At 60.4% G+C, this 26,817-nt stretch carries 23 protein-coding genes; 14 read left to right on the top strand and 9 right to left on the bottom strand.

What is annotated here, in order from left to right; translation table 11 throughout:
• The first annotated feature begins 129 nt into the window (after window positions 1-129).
• The 3 genes from EKH79_RS10210 to EKH79_RS10220 all read left to right on the top strand — a co-directional run bounded on the left by EKH79_RS10210 (window position 130) and on the right by EKH79_RS10220 (window position 2,038).
• Window positions 130-687, top strand: a complete 558-nt coding sequence (locus tag EKH79_RS10210; protein ID WP_126673676.1) for a sigma-70 family RNA polymerase sigma factor — start codon at window positions 130-132, stop codon at window positions 685-687.
• The gene (locus EKH79_RS10215; RefSeq protein WP_126673677.1) at window positions 684-1,520 is read left to right on the top strand and encodes an anti-sigma factor; all 837 of its coding nucleotides are present in this window, start codon (window positions 684-686) and stop codon (window positions 1,518-1,520) included. The genes EKH79_RS10210 and EKH79_RS10215 overlap by 4 nt, the downstream gene beginning before the upstream one ends.
• 200 nt (window positions 1,521-1,720) lie before the next feature.
• Window positions 1,721-2,038, top strand: a complete 318-nt coding sequence (locus tag EKH79_RS10220; protein WP_126673678.1) for an EF-hand domain-containing protein — start codon at window positions 1,721-1,723, stop codon at window positions 2,036-2,038.
• A gap of 100 nt (window positions 2,039-2,138) precedes the next feature.
• Here EKH79_RS10220 and dcp read toward each other — a convergent pair whose 3' ends face one another.
• The 8 genes from dcp to EKH79_RS10260 form a co-directional block, all read right to left on the bottom strand.
• Entirely contained in the window at window positions 2,139-4,346 is a 2,208-nt protein-coding gene (gene dcp, locus EKH79_RS10225; RefSeq protein ID WP_126673679.1) for a peptidyl-dipeptidase Dcp, read from the bottom strand.
• A 118-nt stretch (window positions 4,347-4,464) separates the two neighbouring features.
• Window positions 4,465-5,574, bottom strand: coding sequence for a glycosyltransferase (locus EKH79_RS10230; protein ID WP_126673680.1), 1,110 nt, complete (start codon window positions 5,572-5,574; stop codon window positions 4,465-4,467).
• An 18-nt stretch (window positions 5,575-5,592) separates the two neighbouring features.
• On the bottom strand, window positions 5,593-6,729 hold the full coding sequence (hpnH, locus tag EKH79_RS10235) for an adenosyl-hopene transferase HpnH (RefSeq protein WP_126673681.1): 1,137 nt from the start codon (window positions 6,727-6,729) through the stop codon (window positions 5,593-5,595).
• A gap of 134 nt (window positions 6,730-6,863) precedes the next feature.
• On the bottom strand, window positions 6,864-7,466 hold the full coding sequence (gene idi / locus EKH79_RS10240; RefSeq protein ID WP_233590262.1) for an isopentenyl-diphosphate Delta-isomerase: 603 nt from the start codon (window positions 7,464-7,466) through the stop codon (window positions 6,864-6,866).
• Window positions 7,459-9,738: a hydroxymethylglutaryl-CoA reductase, degradative gene (locus EKH79_RS10245; protein ID WP_126673683.1), complete on the bottom strand. Its 2,280-nt coding sequence runs from the start codon at window positions 9,736-9,738 to the stop codon at window positions 7,459-7,461. The genes idi and EKH79_RS10245 overlap by 8 nt, the downstream gene beginning before the upstream one ends.
• 121 nt (window positions 9,739-9,859) lie before the next feature.
• Window positions 9,860-10,936 (bottom strand): mevalonate kinase family protein, encoded by a 1,077-nt coding sequence (locus EKH79_RS10250; protein ID WP_126673684.1) that lies wholly within the window; start codon window positions 10,934-10,936, stop codon window positions 9,860-9,862.
• Complete coding sequence (mvaD, locus tag EKH79_RS10255) at window positions 10,933-11,961, bottom strand: diphosphomevalonate decarboxylase (RefSeq protein WP_126673685.1); 1,029 nt, start codon at window positions 11,959-11,961, stop codon at window positions 10,933-10,935. The genes EKH79_RS10250 and mvaD overlap by 4 nt, the downstream gene beginning before the upstream one ends.
• 54 nt (window positions 11,962-12,015) lie before the next feature.
• Window positions 12,016-12,588, bottom strand: coding sequence for a DUF2147 domain-containing protein (locus EKH79_RS10260; RefSeq protein WP_158621226.1), 573 nt, complete (start codon window positions 12,586-12,588; stop codon window positions 12,016-12,018).
• A 77-nt stretch (window positions 12,589-12,665) separates the two neighbouring features.
• On the opposite strand from EKH79_RS10260, the gene hpnI reads away from it, so the two are divergent.
• From hpnI to EKH79_RS10285, 5 genes are all read left to right on the top strand, one after another.
• Window positions 12,666-13,820, top strand: coding sequence for a bacteriohopanetetrol glucosamine biosynthesis glycosyltransferase HpnI (hpnI, locus tag EKH79_RS10265; RefSeq protein ID WP_126673687.1), 1,155 nt, complete (start codon window positions 12,666-12,668; stop codon window positions 13,818-13,820).
• Window positions 13,821-13,898: 78 nt separating this feature from the next.
• Window positions 13,899-15,326, top strand: coding sequence for a hopanoid biosynthesis associated radical SAM protein HpnJ (hpnJ, locus tag EKH79_RS10270; protein ID WP_126673688.1), 1,428 nt, complete (start codon window positions 13,899-13,901; stop codon window positions 15,324-15,326).
• A gap of 217 nt (window positions 15,327-15,543) precedes the next feature.
• Window positions 15,544-16,341: a hopanoid biosynthesis-associated protein HpnK gene (gene hpnK / locus EKH79_RS10275; RefSeq protein WP_267900445.1), complete on the top strand. Its 798-nt coding sequence runs from the start codon at window positions 15,544-15,546 to the stop codon at window positions 16,339-16,341.
• A complete protein-coding gene (locus EKH79_RS10280) occupies window positions 16,338-17,378 on the top strand; it encodes a flippase-like domain-containing protein (RefSeq protein WP_233590264.1) in 1,041 nt (346 codons plus the stop codon). Before hpnK ends, EKH79_RS10280 begins: the two co-directional genes overlap by 4 nt.
• Window positions 17,375-18,379, top strand: a complete 1,005-nt coding sequence (locus EKH79_RS10285) for a ferritin-like domain-containing protein (RefSeq protein WP_199754226.1) — start codon at window positions 17,375-17,377, stop codon at window positions 18,377-18,379. Before EKH79_RS10280 ends, EKH79_RS10285 begins: the two co-directional genes overlap by 4 nt.
• 33 nt (window positions 18,380-18,412) lie before the next feature.
• On the opposite strand, the gene hpnA is transcribed toward EKH79_RS10285, so the two are convergent.
• Window positions 18,413-19,390, bottom strand: coding sequence for a hopanoid-associated sugar epimerase (hpnA, locus tag EKH79_RS10290; RefSeq protein WP_126673690.1), 978 nt, complete (start codon window positions 19,388-19,390; stop codon window positions 18,413-18,415).
• A gap of 281 nt (window positions 19,391-19,671) precedes the next feature.
• On the opposite strand from hpnA, the gene EKH79_RS10295 reads away from it, so the two are divergent.
• The 6 genes from EKH79_RS10295 (at window position 19,672) to EKH79_RS10320 (ending at window position 26,798) form a co-directional block, all read left to right on the top strand.
• On the top strand, window positions 19,672-20,841 hold the full coding sequence (locus EKH79_RS10295) for a phytoene/squalene synthase family protein (protein WP_126673691.1): 1,170 nt from the start codon (window positions 19,672-19,674) through the stop codon (window positions 20,839-20,841).
• Window positions 20,838-22,808 carry a squalene--hopene cyclase gene (gene shc / locus EKH79_RS10300; RefSeq protein WP_126673692.1) on the top strand — a complete coding sequence of 657 codons (1,971 nt, stop codon included), beginning with the start codon at window positions 20,838-20,840 and terminating at the stop codon, window positions 22,806-22,808. The genes EKH79_RS10295 and shc overlap by 4 nt, the downstream gene beginning before the upstream one ends.
• A complete protein-coding gene (locus tag EKH79_RS10305; protein ID WP_233590265.1) occupies window positions 22,805-23,530 on the top strand; it encodes a phosphorylase family protein in 726 nt (241 codons plus the stop codon). Before shc ends, EKH79_RS10305 begins: the two co-directional genes overlap by 4 nt.
• 55 nt (window positions 23,531-23,585) lie before the next feature.
• On the top strand, window positions 23,586-23,957 hold the full coding sequence (locus EKH79_RS10310; protein WP_158621227.1) for a copper resistance CopC family protein: 372 nt from the start codon (window positions 23,586-23,588) through the stop codon (window positions 23,955-23,957).
• A gap of 191 nt (window positions 23,958-24,148) precedes the next feature.
• Complete coding sequence (locus tag EKH79_RS10315) at window positions 24,149-25,804, top strand: copper resistance D family protein (protein ID WP_126673694.1); 1,656 nt, start codon at window positions 24,149-24,151, stop codon at window positions 25,802-25,804.
• 94 nt (window positions 25,805-25,898) lie between these two features.
• Window positions 25,899-26,798: a polyprenyl synthetase family protein gene (locus EKH79_RS10320; protein WP_126673695.1), complete on the top strand. Its 900-nt coding sequence runs from the start codon at window positions 25,899-25,901 to the stop codon at window positions 26,796-26,798.
• The last annotated feature ends 19 nt before the right edge of the window (window positions 26,799-26,817 follow it).

Raw genomic sequence — 26,817 nt, forward strand, 5'->3', positions numbered from 1 at the left:
TTGACATTCCGTCAACGATCTCAGCACGTACAGTGGCTCCGCCTGGGTGTCACTTCGTGTTATAGATCGCTCGCCTCCGCTGCACGCCCTGCTTTCGCAAGCCTTCCCACTCTTCAGGACCGCCTGCCTATGAGCGTTACCCGTGCCGATCAGGAAAATCTCGAGCGCCTGCTGCAACGCACAGGCCAGAGTGATCGTGATGCGTTCGCCGAACTTTATCGTCGGACTTCCCCGCGCCTCTTCGGTGTCTGTGCACGCATGCTTTCCGACCGGCGGGAGGCTGAAGAGGTTTTGCAGGAAGCGTATGTGACCGTCTGGCAGCGCGGCAGCAGTTTCGATCCCGCACGCGCGGGCGCCATGACGTGGCTGATTGCACTGGTGCGTAACAAGGCCATCGACCGTCTTCGTCAGCATCAGAACGCGACGCTCGATCATGACTTTGCGATCGACAGTGTCGCCGATGACGATCCGACGCCTGCATCGAAAGCGGAAAGCACGCAGGAGTATCGCCGGCTGGAGGAGTGCCTGAAGCAGCTGGACGCGCAGCAGCGCCGCTCCATACGCGAGGCCTTTTTCAGCGGCAACACGTATAACGAATTGGCGGAACGCGCCAAGGTTCCACTCGGCACCATGAAGAGCTGGATTCGTCGTGGATTGCTGCAACTTCGCGCGTGTCTTGAAACATGAATACGCCCTTTGAAGACGATCGCAACAATCTCCGGTACGCCGAATATGTGCTCGGCGTTCTCGATGCAGATACTCGCGCCGCGGTTGCGCGCGAGGTCATCGAAAACGACGAGGCCGCGACTGCGGTGGCTCGCTGGCAACGACATTTGATGCCGCTGGCTCAGACACTTCCCGAAGTGACACCACCGGCATATGTGTGGGCTCGTATCCTTCAAGCTTTGCATTTGGACAACCCACGCGAAGCGACACCTGCACCACGCCGCTCCTTGCTCGAAAACCTTCGCTTGTGGCAGTGGATCGGCATGGGTGCGTCCGTCGTTGCCGTCGCATGCATCGTCGTCATGCTGAGAACCGTGACGCCCACCGTGCATGAAGCACCCGCCGTGACGTTGATGGTGTCGAGCATCAAGCAAACCAATGGCGTCGCGGGATGGACCGCCACGATGGATCTATCGCGCAAGGAAATGATCGTTGTGCCGGCGACACCCGTCGCCTATGCGAAAGATCGCAGCACGCAATTGTGGCTGATTCCCGCCGGTGGAAAGCCTATTTCCGTGGGCGTTTTCACTCCGGATGCGACGAATGTCTTGCCATTGAATTCAACGCTGCTGGCACAACTGGGGCCCACCGCATCGTTGGCCGTGTCGGTTGAACCGTTGGGTGGTTCGCCAACCGGACAACCGACAGGTCCTGTCGTCGCACAGGGTTCTATTGGTGCAGCGCCGACTCCTCAATCAGGCGGGAAAATAGCAATGATTGAGTGGAGATCGGCCAGACAACGCGCTGAAGCGAGCCATATCTCCTCACATGCGGAAGGGACGCTCCTGAGCTGAACTCGGTAAGTTAAGCGCGAGTGATCGTTATCGCAGAGTCTCGATTGTTGCGTAGCGCCATTCGCGATGTTTACTTGATTGAAGCGCACACATTTCGACTTGCACGGCGCGTGGTGTAGAGTGCGAACTGCCCCGTTCAGCAGGTCCGCTCCCGGTCATTCCGGTGTCTTCGTTCCAGTGCTAATTCAATGGAGGGCAGCATGCGTCGCTTCGCAACCGTTATCCTCACTGCGTTTTGTATCAGTGCATTACCCATGCCATCGATCGCCCAGACTGGCGTCACGCAAATAGCCAGGAACGTACGGGAGATCGACAAGAATTTTGACGTTGCTGACAAGAATCACGACGGCAAGCTCACTCGGGAAGAAGCGCAATCGGGATCTACCCCGATGATCGCCAACCATTTCGATGCCATCGACGCGGACCATAAGGGTTATGTGACCAAGTCCGACGTTCACGCATTCATTCAACGCAACCTGACGCGTGGTCACGCAGCTGCCGCCAGCTCATCACCTTGAGCTTTCGTCAACGGCGGAGATTTCCAATGCGTGCTCGTTGAGCATAAAAAAGGACCGGCAAAATGCCGGCCCTTTTTTCGTTACTTAGCGCTGGAAAAACTTACTTCGTCTGATCCTGCTTCAAACCGCGATCGATCAACATCGGCTCGATGCTTGGATCCTGGCCGCGCCAGTCCTTGTAGAGCTTGGACAGTTCGACGGTGTTGCCGCGTGAAAGAATCTGGGCGCGGAAGCGATCGCCGTTGTCGCGCGTCAGGCCGCCGTGTTGCTTGAAGCCTTCGAAGGCATCGTCAGCCAGCATCTGCGTCCACAGGTAGGCGTAGTAACCGGCCGAGTAGCCATTGCTCCAGATGTGCAGAAAGTAACTGGAGCGGTAGCGCGGCGGCACGTAGGAAAGATCGACGCCGTCTTTCTTCAGTGCAGCGGTTTCGAACGCGTCGGCATCCTGCTTGGGCTGATCGGCGGTGATCATGTGCCAGTTCATGTCGAGCAACGCAGCAGCGACAAGCTCGGTCATGTCGTAGCCCTTGTTGAACAGGCCGGCCTTCTTCATCTTATCGACGAGCGGCTGCGGCATCGGCGAGTTGTCTTTGTAGTTCTTCGCGTAGTTGGCGAACACCTTCGGGTCGGTCGCCCAGTGTTCGTTGAACTGCGACGGGAACTCGACGAAGTCGCGTGCGGTTTGCGTGCCGGAGAGCGTCGGGTACTGCTCATCGGCAAACAGGCCGTGCAGGCCGTGGCCGAATTCGTGGAACATGGTGATCACGTCATCCATCGACAACAGCGCGGGCTGACCGTCGGCGGGCTTGGTGAAATTGGCCACGTTGTAGATGACCGGCTTGGTGCCGAGCAGCTTGGACTGGCCAACGAAGTTGTCCATCCACGCGCCACCGTTCTTGGTGTCGCGCTTGAAGTAGTCGCAGTAGAACAGGGCCAGCGACTTGCCGTCCTTGTCGAACACTTCGAACACGCGCACATCGGGGTTGTAGACCGGGATGTCCTTGCGTTCCTTGAAGGTCAGGCCGTAGAGCTGGTTGGCGGCGTAGAACACGCCGTTCTGCAGCACGTTGTTGAGTTCGAAGTACGGCTTGATCTGCGAATCGTCGAGATCGTATTTCGCCTTGCGAACTTCTTCGGCGTAGTGCTCCCAATCCCACGGTTCAAGCTTGAAGGTGGGCTGGTGCAGCGCAGCCTGATCCTTGTCGATCTGCTTCTGGATATCGGCAGCTTCGACCTTGGCCCGTGCGACCGCTGCGGGTGCCAGCTTGGCCATGAAGTTCATGACGTTGTCGGGCGTTTCCGCCATCTGATCTTCCAGCGTCCACGCGGCGTAATTCGGGAAGCCGAGGAGCTGGGCTTTCTGCGCGCGCAGCTGGGCGAGACGCTCGATGATGTCGCGCGTGTCGTTGGCATTGCCTTTTTCGGCGCGATTCCACGACGCTTCAAACAGCGCCTGACGCGTCGGGCGGTCGGTCAGATCCTGCAGCAGCGGCTGCTGCGTGGTGTTCTGCAGCGTCAGCACCCACTTGCCATCGAGCTTGCGATCTTTCGCGGCTTGCGCGGCTGCATTGATGTCTTCGTCGGAAAGACCGGCGAGTTTGCTCTTGTCGTCGACAACCAGCGCACCATCTTTTGCAGCGGCGAGCAGCTTGTTGTTGTACTGCGCTTGAAGCGTGGACTCTTCCTTGTTCAAGTCTTTCAGCTTGGCCTTGTCGGCGTCGGAAAGCTTGGCACCGCCCATGACGAAGTTGCGATGCACGACTTCGATCAGGCGCATCGATTCCGGATCGAGCTTGAGCGAATCGCGCTGGTCGTACACAGCCTGGATGCGCTGGAACAGTTTGTCGTTCAGCGTGATGGCGTCTTGATGCGCGGCGAGTTTCGGCGCTTCGTCTTCCTGCACTTTCTGCAGGGCGTCGTCGGTGTTGGCAGCGGTGACGCCGTTGAACACCATCATCACGCGGTTGAGCAGTTCGCCGGACTTCTCGAGTGCGACATAGGTGTTGTCGAATGTCGGCGCATCGGGGTTGTTGGCGATCTTGTCCACTTCCGCCATCTGCTGCTTCATGCCTTCTTCGATGGCAGGCTGATAGTCGGTGTCTTTGATCTTGTCGAACGGCGGCGCCTGATACGGCAGCGTGCTGGCCGTGAAGAACGGATTGCTCGCCTGGGCCTGGGCCGAAGCTGTCGTGGAGCTGGCGGCCGGTGTGCTGGCGGACGATGCGGGCGCGGCGCCGTTGTTGGGGGCCTGTGAGCAGGCGGCAAGACTGATCGACATGGCGATTACGATAGAACGAAGACGAGGCATGAAGGCTCCCCAGGGTGTCGGGCCCGCCAGGCGGGGCGTTAACAGTTAAGTCCCCGACTGTAACCAGAGCGCCCCGATCTTCCAAGCCTGCCTGTAGGCAGGGGCAGATTCGCCCCCGTTAGGTGCTGTAGGTGCGGTCCTTCCAGCGGGAGCGGACGCCCCGCCAGTAGCGGATGGCCGAGCTCCAGGTCATTCCGATGTACAGGAGCGCACTCAGCGGCAGCAGGAGTGCCCAGGTCAGCCGCATCTGGTAATAGCGGAGCATGGGCAGATAGCTGAGCATCATCGCGATGAGGGCCACGAGGCCTAGACGCCAGCTTTGTGCCGATCCAAGCAGGATGAAGGGCACGCCGTAGGCGAAGATGAAAAGGATAGTCACGATCAGCAGCATGGCCGTGGAATAGCCAAGCTGCGTGAAGGCCGAACGCGCCACCATGTCGTGGATGGAGCGCAGGTCGCCATAGGGGCGCAGACTCACCACGCTACGGCTCAAACCCAGCCATGTGCGATAGCCAGCGTTTTTGACTTGCCGTGCCAGTGTGCAATCGTCGATCAATGCATTGCGCAAACTCGCAAAGGCACCAGCACGTTGAAGTGCTTCGGTGTCGACAAGAATGCAACCGCCCGCCGCGGCTGCCACGTGGCGAAAGCTGGAGTTGGAAAGCGCGAACGGATAGATCAGCTTGAAGTAGTAGACGAACGCGGGCAGCAACAAGCGATCCCAGAAGCTGGTGCGGCGAAGATCTGCCATCAGCGATACGAACTGGCGATTGTCCTTGCGCTTGTGCGCGAGGAGTGCCGCAAGCAAACCCGGCTGCAGTTGGATATCGGCATCCAGCAGCAAGGTCATCGGCGTGCGCACGTGCGACTTGCCCTGCTCGAGCGCCCACAACTTGCCTGCCCAACCTTCCGGCAACGGTTGGCCGCTGACAACACGCGTATTCGGAAAGGATGCAGCGATCTGGGCTGTGGCATCGCTGGATTGATCGTCCACGACGATCACCTGCAAGCCATGACCTTGCGATTGCAAACCCGTAAGCGTGAGGCCGATGACATCGGCCTCATTCCGTGCAGGGATTAGTACGGTGATCTCGCTGAGATCCACCGACCCGGCTTGCGGGTCGGCTTCAATATGCTCGCGGGTGCTCCAGGGTCGCCACGGTGTCAGCAGCAACCCCACCCACATCACTGCCGGTATCGACGCGGCAACCCATTCCAGTGTGCCCATCGGTAGCGGCGTTTAACGTCAGTGATTGGCTTCGGTCTGCGACGTGCGGCGCTGGATCGAGCTGAGCGGAATCTTGATCGCGGTGGCGTCGGCACGATCGCCGTACATTACCGGCAGATCAGGCGCCATCGGGCCATCGGTACGCGGACCCAGCATCGACACCTTCAGTGCCTTCAGCGGGTGAGCGAACATGTCATCCACGGCCGTGCCTTCGAAGCCGCAATGCGCCATGCAGTTATCGCACTTCGGATTGATGCCCACACCGTATTTTTCCCACTCGGTGTCTTCCATCAATTCTTTGTACGTCTTGGCGTAGCCCTCATCGACCAGCAAGTAGCACGGCTTCTGCCAACCGAAGATGTTGTACGTCGGGTTGGACCACGGCGTGCACTGGTACGCCTGGTTGCCTGCGATGAAGTCCATGAACATCGCCGACTGGTTGAACGCCCACTTGCGCTTGCGCTCTTTGCCAATCTTGAAGATGTTGCGGAACAGCTGCTTGCTTTCGCTGCGGCCGAGGAACACGTCCTGACGCGGTGCATGCTGGTAGCTGTAGCCCGGCGACACAGTGATGCCTTCGACGCCCAGTTCCATCGCGTAGTCGAAGAAGTCGGCGACTTCTTCCGGCGGCTCGCTGTTGAACAGCGTGCAGTTCACGGTGACACGGAAGCCCTTGGACAGCGCCAGCTTGATCGCGGTGACAGCTTTTTCGAAAACGCCGTCCATGCACACGGACTTGTCGTGCTGCTTTTCCAGGCCATCGAGATGCACGGACCAGGTGAAGTACGGCGACGGCTTGTATTCGTCGATGTGCTTGGGCAGCAGGATCGCGTTCGTGCACAGATAGATGAATTTCTTGCGCTCGATGAGGCCTTCGACGATTTTCGGCAGTTCCTTGTGGATAAGCGGCTCACCACCCGGAATGGAAACGACAGGTGCGTCGCATTCGTCCACCGCTGCCAGCGCCTGCTCCACGCTCATGCGTTTCTGCAGAATTTCCTTGGGCTGATCGATCTTGCCGCAACCGGCGCACGCCAGATTGCATTGGAACAATGGCTCCAACATCATCGCCAGCGGATAACGCTTTTGACCGCTCAGCTTCTTGCTGATGATGTAGCGAGCGATCGTCGTTTGTTGAATAAGCGGAATACCCAAAGGATTCTCCAGTACGTCAGTGCCATCGATGCCAGCAAACCTAGGGTTTGGGGACGCTTGCGCATCAAACGGCGGTAAGTCTTACATAACCACAGTATAAAGCAGCTTCGAAAGGGCCGTTATTCCCCGCCAGCCTAACCTGCGGACCTGGGGGCAAACACGTGCGCATGGTCACGGCGGATGCGCTCCCATTCCATCTTGAACCAGGGCGTGAACGTGCCAGGATTGGCCGCCATCTCCGCGTCGAGCGCATCGGGGGCGATATACCGCAGGCCTGAGATTTCGTTCACGTTCACGGTCGGCGCATCGTCGCTGCGACCGGCGTAGACCCAGCACAATTCGTGTTCGGCACCATCGGCGTCGAACTGCGCCTGGTATTCGAACTTGAACAGATAGTCGAGTCCGCACTGCAGCCCAAGTTCTTCGCTCAGACGGCGATGAATGGCGTTGTCGATCGTCTCGCCGCGACGCGGATGACTGCAGCAGGTGTTGGACCAGAAGCCCGGCCACAGACGCTTGCCGGGCGCACGCTGCTGCATCAGCAGCTCGCCTTTCGCATTGAATACGAAGATCGAGAAGGCGCGATGCAACGTGCCCTTCCCGACATGCGCGGACGCCTTGTCGAGAAAGCCGACTTCACGGTCTTCGTGGTCGACCAGGACTAGCGGTTCGTCGTCGAAGGAAACCACTTCGCGCGAATCGCGCCATTCCTGGTGCTCGCGTTCTTGATTATCCAATCTCGACCTCCATCGCCTGATAGCCGGCATCGCGCATCGCCGCGGCGACTTTTTCCTTGTTCTGCGGGCACAGCGCGACGATCGAACCGCCACCACCGCCACCCGTCAACTTGGCACCGAGTGCACCGTGTTCGCGTGCGATCTGTACCAGTTCTTCCACTTCCCAGCTCGACACGCGCAACGCGTTGAGCAGGCCGTGACAGATGTTCATCAGATCGCCAAGGCGTTCCAGATCGTATTGCTGCATGGCTTCGACGCCTTGCAACGTGAGTCCATCGATCTGCTGGAAGATGCCGTCGTACAGCGCCGGATTGCGCTGCCACGCGTTGCGCACCTTGCCGACCGTCACGGCGGTAAGGCTTTCCTTGCCGCTGATGCCGATCACCAGCGGAATGCGCTTGGCGAGTTTCAGCTCGCGCATCATCGGGGCATCGCCCTTCTGTGCGGCGCGCTTGTACAGCAACAGCTTGCCGTAGGTAGCAACGGTGTTGTCGATACCCGAAGCCGAACCGTGCGCGACTTCTTCGCAGCGGAAGGCGAGCGCGTTGATTTCGTCATCGCGCAGGCCCAGCTGATAGTGCTGATCGAGCGCGCGAATCACGGCGACGGCCATGGCAGCGGAGCCGCCCAGGCCCATCGCACGCGGCACGTTCGGGAACACTTCGATGCGCACCGATCGTTCGGTCAGCTCCAGCTGATCGAAGATGATGCCGAGCGAGCGCTGGAACGAATCGCGGTGCGCCGGATCACGATGCAGGCGATATTCCACGCCCCAGCGCGGGATCAGCATGTCCACGCCGCCAGAGTTCGTATCCTGTGCCGTCGCGCGCACCGCGAGCGGCACCGGCGCAGCAATCGCATGACTGCCGTACACCACGGCGTGCTCGCCGAGCAGAATGATCTTGCCGTGACCGCAGGCGCGATGATCGACCGCCGGTTGTTCCGTGATTTCCGGAACGCCGCGCGATTCTTTGCGCACCTGGTCGACAATCTCCTGCGCCTTCCAGATCTTGATCTCGCCGCTTTCCACAAGTCGCTCGACCACGGTGTCAAAGATCTCCGCTGTTGCACCGGCTGCCACCGCCACGCTGCGTGCGTGCAGTGTCATGTGGCCCTGCTGGATACCTTCGGTAACCAGCGCACGCAGCGCCGAGAAGTTTTGTGCAAGACCCACCGCACCCATCACTTCGGCCAGCTCGCGCGCGGTCTTCACGCCGAGCAAGCGCAGGTCGAGTGCGACGGTGGCGTTGGACTGCAGCGGACCGCCGACGATGCCGACCTTCATCGGAATGTCGAGCTCGCCCACCAGCTCACCCTTCTCGCCTTTATACCAGCGCGTGAGCGAGGTGTAGCGGCCGCCGCGTGCAGCGTAGGCATGTGCAGCTGCTTCAATAGCGCGCCAATCGTTGCCGGTCGCCAGCGCCACCGCATCCACGCCGTTCATCACGCCCTTGTTATGCGTGGCGGCACGATACGGATCGATGCTGGCGAATTCGTTGGCGAGGATGATGCCGTCGCGTACTTCTTCGCCGGCGTAGCCCTTGCCGGTGAGGTTTTCAGCCGGAATCACGCAACGCGCGCGAACCATCGCACGGTCGGTGAGGTTGGAAAGAATGCGCAGGAAGACGCGGCCGCCGGTCATCGTTTCCACCAGCGAGGCAATGCCTTCGCACATGGTGTTGACGAGGTTCGCACCCATCGCATCGCGCGTGTCGACGAGCAGATGCACGACGAGCATGTCGCCGCCTTCTGCGCGTGCATGCGTGTGCACTTCCAGATCTTGTGCGCCGCCGCCGCGCGCCACCATCTGCGGATGCAGACTGTTGGCGAGATTCAGGATCTCGGCCTTGCGTTGCATCAGCGCCGACTTTGCGTGCGCGAGATGCGGCACGTCGACCACCTGTACCTGACCGATCAAGATCGGCTCGGTGCTCTCGACTTTGAAGCCGCCGACACCACGCACCACTTTCGCAGCAGACGAAAGCGCAGCAACGATGGACGGCTCCTCTACCACCAACGGCACGATGTAGTCGCGGCCATTGACGAGAAAGTTAAGTCCCAGGCCGACCGGCAGACCCATCACGCCGACGACGTTCTCGATCATCTTGTCGGCTTTGTGGATTTTCAGCGTGTGCTCGCCGGAGACGAGCGACTGATAATCCTCTGCCGACACCCAGCCGCGCTCATGAATGATGCGGACGCGATCGGAGACGGAAAGTTTGTAAAACGCAGGGAATCGGGAACGTTCGCTGCTCGATGTTTCGGCGCTCATGCTTGAGGCACTCCGCGTAGGTCGATAATGTCGTAGCCCATCGCCTGGACGTTGCATGCAGCACGCCGACAATGTCCTTCAAAAACGTTGGCCATCACGCTAGAAATCCTTGAAGGGCGATTCACGTCTGGCGCATATGGCAGCTGACCCCATGCAATTCAAGTGGCAAGGGGATGACCTGCATACCGGCCGCAACAATGGCGCGCTCAAATGTCGCCAACCTTTCCGGATCATCGGCAAAAACCACGCCGAAGTCCCCACCAGCACCGCACGGCTTGAAACTGACGTTCGCCCGAACCGCCATTTCTAGCAAGCTTTTTTGCGCCGGTGAATAAATCTCCAAGCCACATGCCTCGCCAAAACTCTGCAACGCTGCGGCGTAGTCATTTGTCAGCCCAATGAAAGATTGCGCCTTTTTTGCACGCAATGCATCCACGGCAGCCGCAGAAATCGTGCCGAGTTGCTGCATATGGAATGCGTACTTTGTTTCATTTGCGGTACGCCACTGCGACAAATGCCGCAGCGAATGGGATGTCGAAACCGCTTGTCCTGACCAGACAAACAGCGAATGCACACCCGGCAGCGGCCATGTTTCATGTTTGAAACTCGGCACATGGTCATGACCGGCGAGCTGATAGCTGATCAATCCGCCAGCGACACCCGCAGCGACATCGACGCCGCTACCGCGACCGCTCTGCCAACCACCATGCATGCGATACAGACGGCGTGTCCATTGCACAGGATCGCCCATCGCTTCGCTATGGCCCGCATACGTCGCAAGCGCCGATGCAAGCGCAACCGTCAGCGCCGCGCTGGAGCCAAGGCCCAGCTTCACGCGTGACGCGCCATCGCCATAGAAAAAGCCGGATGTATCGAGATGGATGCTGAAGCCACCCGCCAATGGCGGTGCAAGCCCCTCGCTTCGCAGATCGTTCCACACATGCTCGATCAACGTGAGTTTGGCGGCGGTGGCTTTATCGCACTGCCATTGCAACGTGCCATCGCCATCGATTGAGATGCGTGCAGCAGCGACATCGAGATCCGGTGCATACACATCACATACACCGTCGTCCCGCGACACGATGCGCGCCTCGGCACGGCGATTGACCGCCAGCACCAGTGCAGGCGCGCCTTCGAGTACAGCGTAATCACCCAGCAATACCTGCTTGCCGGGTGCGCTCGCGGTGATTTCCATCATGCTTCCACGGCATCCTTTGCGATGGCGCGCACACCCGCACCAAGGCCCGTGTCGTGGACATCCAGCACGCCCGGCACATCGCGCAATGCCGCTTTGACTTGTTCGATCGCCGACGGCGCGCAAACCGCTTTCACCTGTGGACCGGCATCGACGGTGAAGAACACCGGCACGCCTTGCTGACGCAGGGCACGCACGCGATGCATGCATTCCATCGTCGCACCGTTCCAATAAAGCAAACCAGGTTGCGATGCCATGGCCAACGCATGCATCTTCAGGCAGCTGTGTTCGGAAATCAGCGCCAGCGCATCGAAATCACGCGCATGGATCGCATCGCGCGCGGTGGCGAGATCGGCTTCCTGCGTATCGATCCATGCCGATTGATAGGGCGATGTCCGCGCCGTGCGGTTCATGCCTTCGCTGGAACCAATCTGCTTGGCCGCCGTGGAAGTAATGGCTACGGCAACGCGCAACGGCCATGCATCGGCATCGAGCAGCGGTGTGGCAACCGAATCGGTGCCATCGGCACGCTGACCATGCGCCCACTCGACGTATCCGCCAAAAATCGAACGTGCAGCCGAACCGGAACAACGGCGCGCAAGCACCGACAGCTCTGCATCGCTGAGTTGAAGATTCAGCGCATTCGCGCCTGCATGCACCAATGCGGCAAAGCCCGATGCGGAAGAGGCCAAGCCCGCCGCGGTCGGAAAATTATTCTGACTGGCGACGTCTGCGCCCCATGCCACACCTGCGCGCTCGCGCAGCAGGTTGAGGCACGCGGTTACACGCTTGGCTTCGGCTTCATCGCTGCGGCCATTGAGGCTGACGCGATCGTACGTTTGTTCCGGTGTGAAGCGCACCTGGGTGCGGGTCCACAAACTGTCCAGCGTGATCGATATGGAACCGACCACCGGCAAGTTGAGCGCAGCATCGCGCTTACCCCAGTACTTGATCAGCGCGATATTTGGCTGAGCTTGCGAGGCAGCATGGAATGGGCCGTGTGCATCGGCGCGGGGTTCACGTGTCATACGTTTTGCTGGATGTGTCGCTGGGGGATGGAGTAGCAAAAAACCAAACAATCGTTATTTGTCAGACGCTTGCATCACATAAGGCAAACCGTTCCGGCCCGGGGTCGTCATCGTGACCCGGCTCCATACGGTATTTCCGCCAAACAAGCTGATGCCGATATAGCCGCGCAACTGCAGCCGATCAGGGCTCAGAAGCCTTACCAGGCAATTGTAGGTCTTGCCATTATCGGAATTATAAACCCTGCCGCCGGTCCACTTGTTGTTACGGGCGTCATATCGCAGGCCGGTCAGCAGTCTGAGCCCGGTCAGAGGCTGCCCGCGCAGCGCCGGATTGGGATTATTCCGGTCGGTGACGATCTTTCCGTCGAGCGCCGGGCCGTCCTCCGGACCGTACCTGTCGTGCAATTGCCAGCGGATATAGCCCTGATATTCGTCGCCGACGCGCTCGATGTGGATCACGGCATCGCGGCTGTCGACCAGCCAATCTCCGACGATGCCCGCCGCTGCCGGCGAATCGGCCACGCCATCATCGGCAACGACGGGGATCCACGGCGCTGACAAAAGCACGAAGGCGAGCGCAGACAACCACAGAAGACGCGGAAGGCGTCCGAGACGTGCACCAGTCATCGTGCCCTCCTTGCATGGTGGATAAATGGACCCAATGTCCGGCGCTTCGGCAAAGCGTGCCTGTAGCATAAACGTCCATGTCATCAAGCTGGATCGTCACCACCATTATCCATGGACTAGGCATCGCGCTGGCCTTTGCGGCGACAGGCTATACCTTCGTAGCGCTGTGGGCTGTGCTCAAAGCACGGCGCGTGTCCGATTTGAACGACATCGGCAAACAGCATCAGCGACCGGTAACCGTGCTCAAACCGCTGCATGGCGCGGAACCCCGGCTCTACGAGAATCTGCGCAGCTTCTGCCTGCAGCAGCACCCGGACTTTCAGCTCATCTTCGGCGTGCGCGATCCGGACGACGACGCGATCGCCGTCGTGCGACGACTCCAGTCGGAGTTTCCGCAGCTGGGCATCACGATGGTGATCGACCCGCGCGTGCATGGCGCGAACTTCAAGGTGAGCAATCTCTTGAACATGATGGCGCACGCCAACTACGACTGGCTCGTGCTGGCCGATGCCGACATCCACGTGCCCACCGATTACTTGACGCGCGTCACAGCTCCGCTTGCCGATCCGGGCGTGGGCATCGTGACGTGTCTCTACTACGGCATTCCCGGCCCCTCGTTCTGGTCGCGGCTTGGACGTCTGTTCATCGACGACTGGTTTGCGCCATCCGTCCGGCTCTCGCACGCGTTCGGATCGACGCGTTTTGCATTCGGCTCCACCATTTGCCTGCGCCGCGATGCGCTGCAAACCATCGGCGGCTTCGAAGCGCTGAACGACACCCTGGCCGATGATTTCTGGCTCGGCGAACTGACGCGCCGCGCGGGACTGCGCACGGTGCTTTCGGATGTCGTGGTGGGCACGGATGTAAACGAAAGCCAATTGAAAGATTTGTGGACCCACGAGCTGCGCTGGCTGCGAACCATTCGCTCGCTCGCCCCCTGGGGCTTTGCCATGACGTTCGTGTGCTTCACCACGCCCCTGCTGTTGCTGGGCCTGTGTCTCGCGCCCGGTGCGATAACCGTGACGCTTGCCCTACTCGGTGCTGCGGCGCGGGTTTTGATACACTTTTTGCAGCGGCACACCGATGATCAAGCCTTCCCCTGGCATGAAGTCCTGTTGGTTCCTCTCCGCGACGTCTTGATGCTGATGGAATGGGCAGCCGCCCTCGCCGGATGGCAAGTAAGATGGCGCGGTCAGGTTCTGCATGCACGAGGCGGCGGTTCAGCGCCGTAGACCTAACATTTTTGCTGGATTTCTGAACTATCTGCTGTCCCTGGGCACGGTTACTGCCCCCGCAGGAGTCACATCGTAATGAAAACGCTTTTTCTGCAAGCTCCTTCCTTTGACGGCTTCGATGGTGGCGCCGGTTCGCGTTATCAGGCCAAGCGCGAGATCAAGAGCTTCTGGTATCCGACCTGGTTGGCGCAGCCGGCCGCGATGGTTCCCGATTCGCGCGTGCTCGATGCACCGGCCGACGAAGTGTCGGTGGAAGAAAGCCTGCGCATCGCCGAAGGCTACGACCTGGTGATCATCCACACCAGCACGCCCTCGTTCCCGACCGACGCGAAATTCGCGGAGCTGCTGAAAGAGCGCAAGCCGAACGTAATGGTCGGTCTCGTCGGTGCGAAGGTTGCGGTGGATCCGTCCGGCTCGCTTACCGCATCGTCCGCGATCGATTTCGTCGCACGCGAAGAATTCGACTACACCTGCAAGGAAGTGGCCGAAGGTCGTCCGTTCGAAAGCATCACCGGCATCAGCTATCGCCTCGCCGACGGTACCGTGCAGCACAACCCGCCGCGCGCGATGATCGAGAACATGGATGACCTGCCGTTCGTCGCGCCGATCTACAAGCGCGACCTGAAGATCAGCAACTACTTCATCGGCTATCTCAACTATCCATACGTGTCGATCTACACGGGCCGCGGCTGCCGCTCCAAGTGCACCTTCTGCCTGTGGCCGCAGACCGTTGGCGGTCACCGCTACCGCACGCGCTCGGCCGCGAACGTGCTGGCCGAAGCGAAGTGGATCAAAGAGAACATGCCCGAAGTGAAGGAGCTGATGTTCGACGACGACACCTTCACCGACAGCTCCAACATGGAGCGCGTGCATGAGATCGCACGCGGTCTTGGTGCGATGGGCTGGACGTGGTCGTGCAACGCGAAGGCGAACGTGCCGTACGAATCGCTGAAGATCATGAAGGAAAACGGTCTGCGTCTGCTGCTCGTGGGTTATGAGTCGGGCGACGATCAGATCCTGCACAACATCAAGAAAGGCCTGCGCACCGATATCGCGCGCCGCTTCACCGAAGACTGCCGCAAGCTGGGCATCACCATCCACGGCACCTTCATCCTCGGCCTGCCGGGCGAAACCAAGGAAACGATCGATAAAACGATCGCGTTCGCCAAGGAGATCAACCCGCACACCATCCAGGTGTCGCTGGCTGCGCCGTATCCGGGCACCTCGCTGTACAAGCAGGCGGTGGAGAACGGTTGGCTGAAGGAAAATGAAGCGGTCAACCTGGTCAACGACAAGGGCGTGCAGCTCGCGCTGATCGAGTACCCGCATCTGTCCAAGCAAGACATCTTCCACGGCGTCGAGAAGTTCTACCGGGCGTTCTATTTCCGCCCGTCGAAGATCTGGGAAATCGTCAAGGAAATGCTCACCAGCTGGGACATGATGAAGCGCCGTCTGCGTGAAGGCGTGGAGTTCTTCCGCTTCCTGCGCGCGCACGAAGCCTGATCTTTTGAAGCGGAACTTTTGATGATTACCTCGCGAGCGCAGCGAGCCGCTTTTGCCTCCTCTCCCCTCCGGGGAGAGGATTGAGGTGAGGGGCCACGGCTCGCCTCATCCTGCAATGAAATCGCGCTCCGAATCATCTCATCGGCAAGATCAGCCCCTCACCCCAACCCTCTCCCCGGAGGGGAGAGGGAGTAAGAGCAATCGCCCTCGACTGATCATCACTGCGGACGACTTCGGTTTGCACCAGGCCGTCAACGAAGCCGTCGAACACGGTTACCGCGATGGCGTATTGCGCGCAGCGAGCTTGATGGTTGCCGCGCCCGCTGTCGCCGATGCCGTGGCACGCGCCAAGCAGAATCCCGGGCTGGCAGTCGGATTGCATCTTGTGCTCGCCGACGGCCGCGCGATATTGCCGCCGCAGCGCATTCCCGACCTGGTCGATGCGCATGGTATGTTCAACTCCGACATGGTGCGCAACGGCTTTCGTTTCTTCTTCCTGCCGCACGTACGCAAGCAACTCGCCGACGAAATTCGCGCGCAATTCGAAGCCTTCGCGGCGACGGGATTGCAGCTGGATCACGTCAACGCGCACAAGCATTTCCATCTGCATCCCACGATCCTGTCGATGATGCTGTCGATTGGCCGCGATTACGGCATGCACGCTATTCGCCTGCCCTCGGAACCCGGCATGGGTCCGTGGCTGCGGCCGTGGCTCGCACTCATGCGCTGGCGCATGAAAGAAGCCGGCATCCGGTACAACGACCATGTGTTCGGCTTGCGCCATAGCGGCAGCATGGATGAAGCCGTGATGCTGGATATTCTCAAGCAACTGCCGCCGGGACTTTCCGAGGTGTATCTGCACCCCGCTTCGCATGGTCATATCACTGAGAGCATGGCGGACTATCGCCACGCCGACGAACTCGCTGCGTTGTTGTCGCCGCGCGTGCGCGAAACCATCGCCGAACGCTATGTGCTGTGCGACGGCTTCTCCGATCCCGCGGTGTCGGCGGCATGAACATGCAGCGCCTGACTTATCTCGCCGGATTTCTCGGCCTGGCCGGCGCGATTGCGCTGATCGTGCATCAGGGCTGGGGCGAAGTGGTCGCTGCGATCGATCGCGCCGGCTGGCCGCTGTTGTGGTTGCTGCCGTTCCACATTGTGCCGCTCACGCTCGACGTGATCGCATGGCGCATCTTGCTGGCACCCCGCGACCAGCACAAACGCGCGACGCTCCCCTTTCTGTTTTGGGTCGCATCCATTCGCGAAGCGAGCAACCGCCTGCTGCCCGTCGCCAACATCGGCGGCGAAATCATCGGCATTCGCCTGGTGAAATGGCGCGGCATCGGTGGTGCCGCGGCGGCGGCAAGCATCATCATGGAAGTGCTGTTGACGCTGGTGAACCAGTACCTGTTCACCGCGCTGGGCATCATCCTGCTGGTCGAGCTGACGCGAAATATCAGCGCTTTCAGCACCGTGATTTCCGCGCTCGCGGCAAGCCTCCCGCTGCCGATTTTCCTGATCATCGTGCTTCGCCACGGCAAGGTATTTTCGCGCCTGGAAGGGTTCGCCGAAAAAATGCTGGGCGGCCGCACCAAGCTCACCGAGCTGATCGACGGCGCGGGTCTCGATCTGGAAATCCGTTCGCAGTATTCGCGTCCGCTGCGCCTGGTCGTCGCCTGCTTCTGGCAGTTCATGGGTTATGTGGTCGGCAGCTTTGAAACGTGGCTGGCGCTGCGTTTGCTCGGTTATCCGATCAGCGTGTGGGATGCGATTGCCATCGAAGCGGTCACGCAAGCGTTGCGCCACATCATTTTCGTGGTGCCTGCCGGCCTTGGCGTGCAGGAAGGCGGTCTGGTGCTGTTCGGCGATATCATCGGTTTGCCGCCTGAGGCGAGCGTGGCGCTGTCGCTGGTCAAACGCATGCGCGAGATTGGTTTTGGCGTACCCGCCCTGATTTCCTGGCAGTGGGCCGAAGCGCGCCGGATGTATGCCGGTGCATCTACCAAAGAAACTTCGGTCAACCGCCCCTCTGATGAGAATGCAAGTTCATGACGCTCCAACACGAGGCCTTCGACACACAAACGCTGGTGCCCGGTTTTCACGAACCGGTGCTGCCGACGGGTGAGCCGGACGAAGCCACCATTGCCGCCTCCGAGGAACGCTCACGCCATTGGTTGAGTGCTGGCGGCGAACGCATCAAATACGGTTCGGACGCGCACAAAGAAATGATGTGTCGGATGTTCGCCGAGACGTTCAATCCCTATCGCCCGTCCGTACTCAAGTGGCCGACGCTGGACGACGCGGCGCTTCATCGCATTACGTCGCTGCCGATCTGGGACATCGCCGTGCAGACCGAAGGCAAGGCGCGTCTGCGCATGGCCGCCTATGCACGCACGATCACCGATACGCCGATGCGCAATGCGCTCGCGCAAAACGCGTGGGAGGAAAACCGCCACAAGGAAGTGCTGTCCAAGATGGTGCTGCACTATGGCATTCCGCTCGTACCGGAGCCGCCGTACGAGTACCCGCAGGATCCGGAATGGGCGTATCTGGTCACCGGTTATAGCGAATGCATCGATAGCTTCTTCGCGTTCGGCCTGTTCAAGGTCGCACACGAATCGGGACTGTTCCCGCCCGAGCTGATCGACACCTTTGAACCCGTGATGCAGGAGGAATGCCGGCACATCCTGCTCTTCGCCAACTGGGTCGCCTGGCATCGCGCCAACCTCAACCTGTTCCAGCGCATTGCCTTCGAATGGAAAGTGTTCCGCGTCTGGTGGTTCCTAGGGATGGAACGCATGGACCTGGCCAAGAGCCTGGACGGCGACGGCAACGAACACGCGCAGGACAACAACTTCACCGTAAACGGCGCGCAGTCGGTGACGGAGAAAGAGCTAAGCGTGGCCGAACTGATGGCCTGCTGCCTGAGCGAAAACGATCGCCGCTTCGCCGGTTACGATAAACGCCTGCTGCGACCGACCACCATGCCGTTCATGGTGAAATGCGCGTTGCCGATACTGCGGTTTTTCGAGCGCCGCAAGAAAGCCAAGTGATCCGTCGATGATTGCAAAGCTGACGCGTGCGCGTCAGCTTTGTTGACGAAACCACCGCACGGCATCTTCCAAAGCAAGCCGCGCAGGACGCGCTGTGTAGCCAAGTTCCCGTTCGGCCTTGGCGCTGGTGAAGAACATGCGCTTCTTCGACATACGAACTTCTTCCACCGTCGCAATCGGATTCATGCCAGTCAGACGGGCCCACGCTTCGGAAATGTGCGCGATCGGCATCACCACACCATGCGGCAGGCGAACTTTCGGCGGCTTGCGTCCGGCGATATCGGCAATCTCGGTGAGCACGTCGCGCAGGCTCATGTTGTAGCCGCCGAGGATGTAGCGCTCGCCGACAACACCGCGTTCGAATGCAAGCCAGTGACCCTCAGCGACATCCTCGACATGCACGATGTTCAATCCCGTATCCACGTACGCAGGGAGGCGCCCCAACATCGCGTCGCGCACCACGCGACCGGTCGGCGTGGGCTTGATGTCGTTCGGACCAATCGGCGTCGATGGATTGACGATCACTACCGGCGTGCCTTCGGCGGCGAACTGCCTCGCCACTTCTTCGGCGAGAAACTTGGAGCGTTTGTAGTGGCCGATCATGTCGTCCACCGTCACGGGCGTGGTTTCGCTGCCGGGTGTTCCGTCTTTCGGAATACCCAGCGTGGCCACGCTGCTGGTGTAAACAATGCGCGGCACCCCAACCTGTCGCGCAGCTTCCAGAATCGAACGCGTGCCCTCGACGTTGGCTCGATACAACTCGTTGGGATCGGGCGCCCACAGACGGTAATCGGCTGCGACATGGAACAGCGCATCGCAACCATCGCAGGCCGGCAGCAGGGAAGCGGCTTGCGTGAGGTCCCCTTCGGCCACCTCGACGTCCAAACCCTGCAGATTACGCCGGTCCGAGTTGGGGCGCGCCAGCACACGCACGCTGTGCCCATCGCGCAACAAGCGCCGTGCAACGGCCGAACCCACGAAACCGGTGGCACCGGTGACCAGCGCCCTCACTGCGTTATCGCCGCGGATAGGTCGGAAGGCACAGCAAAACGAGCGGCTTGCTCACTCGAAAGAGTTAGACATGTCATGCGACAATTATGGACGAAAAGCGCTTGCTGCTTCAGCATATTGGGCATGCTAGCCCCTCCCCGCCAGCCCGCTGTCCGTCCCCTTATGACCCTACGTGCCCCACTGCACCGTTTGTCAATGGAAACGGGTACCGCCGAACGCCGTGGCGTTCCGGATTCGTACGGCCATGGGTGTGGCATAATCCCGGCGGCCGAGGCATGCCCATGATCGAACTGAATAGTGCCACCGCCATTGCTGGACGCGACGAGGCCAACACCTACCAGGATGAGATCCTGCCCAAGGTGTCCCGGACCTTCGCGCTGACCATCCCGCAGCTTCCTCCGGAACTGCGTCGTGCGGTTGCCAATGCATATTTGCTGTGTCGCATCGCCGACACGATTGAAGACGAGCCGGCATTGTCGGCCGAGCAAAAGCGCGTCTTCGAAAATGCGTTCGTCAATGCCGTCACCGGCAATGCCGATGCACAGCGTGTCGCACATACCGTTGCACCGCTATTGTCGAATGCGACGCTGGAAGCCGAGCGCGACCTGATGCGCCAACTGCCGTTGGTGCTGCAGGTCACGCGCAGTCTGAATCCGGAGCAGCAGGCATCGATCGTGAAGTGCCTGAAGATCATGTCGCACGGCATGCACGAGTTTCAGCGCAAGGCCGGCATACAAGGTCTGGCTACGCTGCACGACATGGATCGCTATTGCTACTGCGTGGCGGGTGTCGTCGGCGAAATGCTGACAGAGATGTTCGTCGATTTCGAACCGGCGCTGGCACCTCATCGCAACACGATGCTGCGTCTGGCCGTGTCCTTCGGACAGGGCCTGCAGATGACCAACATCCTCAAGGATCAGTGGGAAGATCGCGCACGCGGCGCCTGCTGGTTGCCGCAGGATATGTTCGCGCATCACGGTGTGAATCTTTCCACGTTGAAGTCGGGCACGCAGAACGCCGGTTATGCCGCCACGATGTCCGAACTCGTCGGCATTGCGCACGCGCATCTTCGCTATGCGTTGGACTACACCTTGCTGCTTCCTGCAAAACACGCAGGTGTTCGCCGCTTCTGTTTGTGGGCGATCGGCATGGCGCTGCTGACGCTGCGCAATCTGCACAACAACCTCGATTTCTCGGCGGGTACGCAGATCAAGATCTCGCGTAATGCCGTCGCTCGCACGATTCTGTTTACACGCATCTTCGGCAAATCCAACACTGCGCTGCGCTGGTTGTTCTCGACCACCGCGCGGGGCTTGCCGCTGACGCCGCTGGCTACTGAATGGAACGAACCGTCGGCGCCCGGACGTACGTGGCCCAAGCGTTCCATTCCGCACATCGCTGAAGTTGCGTTGTTCGAACCGGCGGACGTCCACGAAGCGCAGCATCGATGAATTCGACGACACCACTTACCGCTCCCACCACTGACGACCTTTTCCAGCCTTCACAGACGAGCGGTCTGGATCAGGCCATCGAGCGTGGCCGTGTGACGCTGCTGGAGCATCAGCACAAGGACGGCCACTGGTGCTTTGAGCTGGAGTCCGACTGCACGATCACCGCCGAATACATCCTGATGATGCATTTCATGGATGAAATCGACGATGTCTTGCAGGAGAAGATGGCGCGCTATCTGCGCGCCACGCAGGCAACGCAGACGCACGGCGGCTGGTCGCAGTATTACGGCGGCGCCATCGATCTTTCGTGCACGATCAAGGCGTATTTCGCGCTGAAGGCGGCCGGTGAAGATCCGGATGCCGAACACATGCGCATTGCGCGCGAGGCCGTGCTTTCGCATGGTGGTGCGGCAAAAGCGAATGTGTTTACGCGCATTCTGCTCGCCCTGTTCCAGCAGGTGCCGTGGCGCGCGACGCCATACGTGCCGGTCGAGATCATGCTGTTCCCGCGCTGGGCGCCGTTCCACATCGAGAAGATCTCGTATTGGGCGCGCACCACGCTGGTGCCGCTGACGATTCTCTGCTCGTTGAAGGCCAAGGCGGCCAATCCACGCAACATCAACATTCGCGAATTGTTTGTCACGCCGCCGGAAGAGGAACGTCATTACTTTGTCCGCGGCGGTTTGCTCAATCGCTCGTTCCTTGCGCTGGATAAAGTCGGCCGCTTCATCGATCGCTTCATGCCGAAGTCGATCCGCAAGCGCGCCGTCAGCAAAGCGGAATCGTGGTTCCGCGAGCGTTTGAATGGCGAAGACGGCATCGGTGCGATTTTCCCGCCGATGGTCAACAGCTATGAAGCGATGGCGCTGCTGGGTTATCCCAAAGATCACCCCGCTCGCCAGACCTGCCTGCGTTCGATCCAGAACCTGGTGGTGCATCGCGACGATGGTTCGGCGTACTGCCAGCCATGCGTATCGCCGGTGTGGGACACCGTGTGGAGCGCGCTGACGCTGATGCACACCAGCGACGACGCGACGACGCAATCGGCCATCGCCAAGTCCGTCGACTGGTTGCGCTCCAAGCAGGAAATGGAACTGAAAGGCGACTGGGCAGCGCGCGCACCCGACGCGCCACCAGGCGGTTGGGCGTTCCAGTACAACAACGCGTATTACCCGGATATCGACGACACGGCGGTAGCCGCCGCGTTGCTGCACATCCAGGATCGCCGTAACGGCGAATCCGGCCGTCATCGCTTCAACACCGATCGCGCGGCGGACTGGATGATTGCGCTGCAATCGAAGAACGGCGGTTTCGCCGCCTTCGATGCGGACAACACGCACTACTACCTCAACGCGATTCCGTTTGCCGATCACGGCGCGCTGCTCGATCCACCGACCGAAGATGTGTCCGGCCGCGTCGCCGCGTGCCTGGGCGTGCTTGCACGCCCGCAGGATCGCGAAAGCCTGCGCCGTTGCGTCGACTATCTACGCAGCACGCAGTTGGAAGATGGCAGCTGGTGGGGCCGCTGGGGCAGCAATTACATCTACGGCACCTGGAGCGTGCTCGGCGGTCTTGCCCTGGCGGGCGAAGATCCGCAGCAGCCATATATCCGTAAGTCCATCGAATGGCTGTGTTCGCGCCAGCACGCTGATGGCGGCTGGGGCGAGACCAACGACAGCTACATCGAGCCGGCACTGCGTGGCACCAACCACAACGTCAGCACGCCGCAATCCACGGCATGGGCGCTGCTTGCGCAGATGGCGATGGGTGAAGTGCATTCCGATTCCGTCAAGCGCGGCATCGCCTTTCTGCTCGCCGATCAGCAGGCAACGGGGCTGTGGTATCACCCATCGCACAATGCGCCCGGTTTCCCGCGCGTGTATTACCTGAAGTATCACGGCTACACCGCGTACTTCCCGCTGTGGGCACTATCGCGTTACCGGCAACTGAAGAAGTCCTCTGCTTGAGCGACGCGCATGCCATCCGCACGACGGGCATTGTCGTCGCGCTGGCATCCGAAGCCAGAACGCTGATTCCTCACGTCGCACTTGATCGCGTCACGCCGCTGGCAGATGGCGCAGTGCTGCGGCTCAGTGGCATGGGATTGCCGGCTGCCCAGCGTGCCGCGCAGGAGTTGGTCGACGCGGGCGCAAAAGCGCTAGCCGTTTTCGGTGTGGCGGGTGCGCTGGATTCGTCGCTATCGAGCGGCACGCTCATTTGTCCGGAATATGTTCTCGATGAGAATGGCGGACGTTACGCAACGGATGCATCCTGGCGCTCCAGTTTGCAGCAATCATTGCCGACGACATTGCGAGCATCGGGATCGTTACTCAGCGTCCGCGATCCGTTGCTTACGGTGACCGAAAAAGCCGACGCCCGTCGGCGCTTCGGCGCGCTCGCCGTCGATATGGAAAGCGCCGCCGTCGCCGCTATCGCGCAACGACACTCACTACCTTTCATAAGCTTACGAGCGATTGTCGACGAAGCTAGCGATACGGTTCCGACGGCGCTCAATAATGCCGTCGATGCATGGGGCCGCCCCCGTACATTCGGCCTGATAACCGCGTTATGCCGACATCCTTCGGTTCTCGGGGACTTGCCCCGACTATACTCACGCATGCAACGCGCCACCCATGCGCTCCGCGCCGCCGCCCAGGCAACCGGACCGACGCTGGGCTGGCACCCGTAAGCTGCATCTTTTGTTTCGCCGTCGCTACGGCCATGTCATAACGGAGAAAATCCTGATGTCCCTGCGCCATCGTCTCGGTACTTTCCTGGTTGCTGCAAGCTGCGCGCTCGTCAGCGTCGGCGCTTCCGCACACGCCATCCTTGTCGACAGCTCGCCCAAGGCCAATGGCACGGTCGCAGCCGGTCACGTCGATATCGTCTTCAAATACAACAGCAAGATCGATCAGCACCGCTCGCGTATGACGCTGGTGAAGTCCGATCAGAGTGAAACGACGTTGACGATTGCAGCGAATGGCAAACAACCCAACGAGCTGGATTCAGGCGTCGATCTGACACCCGGCACATACACCATTCGCTGGCAGGCGCTGGCGCTCGATGGTCATATCACGCGTGGTGATGTGCCTTTCACTGTCGCTGCCAAACCGTAACCTCCACGTCGTCATTCCGGCGCAGGCCGGAATCCAGTGGCGATAACGCATGAATGTTCGATCACGAATGAAGCGTGCTTACACTGGATTCCGGCCTGCGCCGAAAAGCTTCATAACAGCGAAGCTGGTCAATGACGAGCAAAAAAACGACCCCGTAGTTCGACATTCACCTCAAGCCTGAGCGATTCCCCGTGGAACTTCTCGTCGACATCTTCGGCTACCTCAGCATCATCCTGCACGGTCTGGTCATCGTCGCGCAGTCGATGACGCTCGGCGGTGTGCTGTTCCTGGTTTTCCTGTTGCGCCCCTTCATGCATCTGCTGCCGCAAGGCGCCGATCTCGAACGACGCATCGCACGACTCACCATCTACAGCGCGATCGGGCTCGCCCTTTCGGAAATCGCCGGCACCGCCTTGCAGGTTGCCGTGCTGATGTCGACAGTCGGACTGTCGTTCTCCGACGTGATGCAGGCACCGTTCGCCGTATGCGGCACGGTGAAAGTCATTTGCGCGCTGCTGCTGATTCCCTGCCTGGGCAATCGCATCTCCCGCAGCCCGCTTGGCGCCGTTTTGCCGCTGCTGCTTGGCGCCGCGGAGTTGACCGCCGCAACATTCACCACTCACGCATTCGCACGCCTGAGCGACAACACGCTGCTGCTTTTCGTCGAAGGTTTGCATCAGTTCGGCGCGGCGATCTGGATCGGCGCCATTCCCTGCTTCGTGCTGGCGTTGGCCAAGCTCAAGGATGCCGACGGCTGGCGCATCGTCGGTGCGCGCTTCTCGCGGATGTCGATGATCGGCGTGGCCAGCATCATCATTTCCGGCTCGATCATGAGCGTGTACTACATCGGCAGCATTCAGGGGTTTTACGGCACCGCATACGGTGTGATGGTGGGCGCCAAGATCGCGATGTTCATCGCGCTGTTGCTGCTTGGTCTTGGCAACCTGATGGTGACCGAGCGGCTGCGCAAGAACCAGGAAACATCGGTAATTCGCCTGCGCCGCTTCGCCGAAGTGGAAATTGGCATTGGCTTCACGATTTTCTTTGCGGCCGCATCGCTGACATCCGTGCCGCCGGCGGTGGACCTGACGAACGATCGCGTCACGCTGCACGAAATCGCCGTGCGTAATGCACCGGCGTGGCCGCGATTCACGTCGCCGGATCACGACACGCTCGCGATCTCGCAAATGCAGTCGCAGCTGGACAAAGATGCCGAACAGCGTCATGCCGCCGCCGCGCAAGCGAATGTGCCGGGCTCGGGCATTCTGCCGCCGCGTAACGCCGAAGACATCGCCTGGTCGGAATACAACCATCATTGGGCCGGCATCTTCGTGCTCGTGATTGGTTTGCTTGCGCTGATCAATCGAGCAGGGGTGGGGTGGTTGAAGCACTGGCCACTGCTATTTCTGCTGATGGCCGGCTTCCTACTCATACGTTCGGACCCGGAAGTGTGGCCGCTCGGCCATGAAGGATGGTGGGTCGCGTGGCGCGATGTGGAAGTGGCGCAACATCGCTTCTTTGTGGCGCTGATCCTCCTGTTCGGTCTGTTCGAGTGGGCCGTGCGCACCGGACGCCTGCATAACCCGAAGGCGGCCCTCGTGTTTCCGCTGCTGGTATCGGTGGGCGGCGCGATGCTGTTGACGCACAACCACCAAATCTCGAACGTGAAGGATCAGCTGCTGATCGAGCTGACCCATACGCCGCTCGCGCTGGCAGGTGTGTCGGCAGGCTGGGCGCGCTGGCTGGAGCTGCGCCTGCCCGGCCGTGGCGGCCGCATTGCCGGCTGGGTGTGGCCGATCTGCTTCATGCTGGTCGGCGTGATTCTGCTTTGGTACCGCGAGGCCTGATCCTCGCCCTGTAAAATGGTTCGGCTGTCCCCGGCGCGTCTGCGCCGGGGGCAGTCATAATACGCATCGTCCCGATTTGTCATTCCGGAACCGCATGAGCCTGACGTCCCCCGAGGTTTCCTTCGACACCCGCGTGCCCGCGTATCTGCGCCGGCTCGACCATGCCATGGATGCGTTGCTGCCACCGGGCAACACCGATCCGGACCGGCTGCACGAAGCCATGCGCTACGCCTGCGAAGGCGGCAAGCATCTGCGTGCGCTGATGGTGTACGCCGCAGGCGAAACGCTCGGCGTCGCACCGGAGAAACTCGATGCCGCCGCATGCGCCGTCGAACTGATTCACGCCTACTCGCTGGTGCACGATGACTTGCCGGGCATGGACAACGACGATCTGCGTCGCGGTCGCCCCACGGTGCACAAGGCGTACGACGTAGCAACGGGAATTCTCGTTGGCGATGCACTGCAAACGCTCGCCTTCGAAGCACTGGCAAATGCGAATGGCCTGGATGCAGAACAACGAATTCGCATGATAAAGGCGCTGACGCATGCGTCCGGTTCGCTCGGCATGGTCGGTGGCCAGGCGGTCGACATGGCCTCGGAAAATCTCACACTAAGCCTGGAACGGCTTGAGTCGCTGCATGCGCGCAAGACAGGCGCGTTGATTCTTGTAACGTGTCAGCTCGCTGGCATTGCCGCAAACGTGCCGGATCGCGTTCGCGATGTGCTTGAACACTTTGGCAAATGCATCGGTCTTGCATTCCAGATTCAGGACGACGTATTGGATCTGGTTGCCGATACGGCAACGCTCGGCAAAACAGCCGGAAAAGATCTGGCTCAGAACAAGTCTACGTTTCCGTCTTTGCTCGGTCTGGAGCCAGCGCGTCAACGCGCCGACGCCTTGTTTGACGAAGCACGCGACGCCGCTCGCAGCATATCGAGCGATGCCGGCCCGCTGCTATGGCTGGCCGATCACATCCAGCAGCGCAATCACTGAAAGCCGTTCGGCCTGAGCT

Source organism: Dyella dinghuensis (assembly GCF_003977615.1).
Taxonomy (GTDB): domain Bacteria; phylum Pseudomonadota; class Gammaproteobacteria; order Xanthomonadales; family Rhodanobacteraceae; genus Dyella_B; species Dyella_B dinghuensis.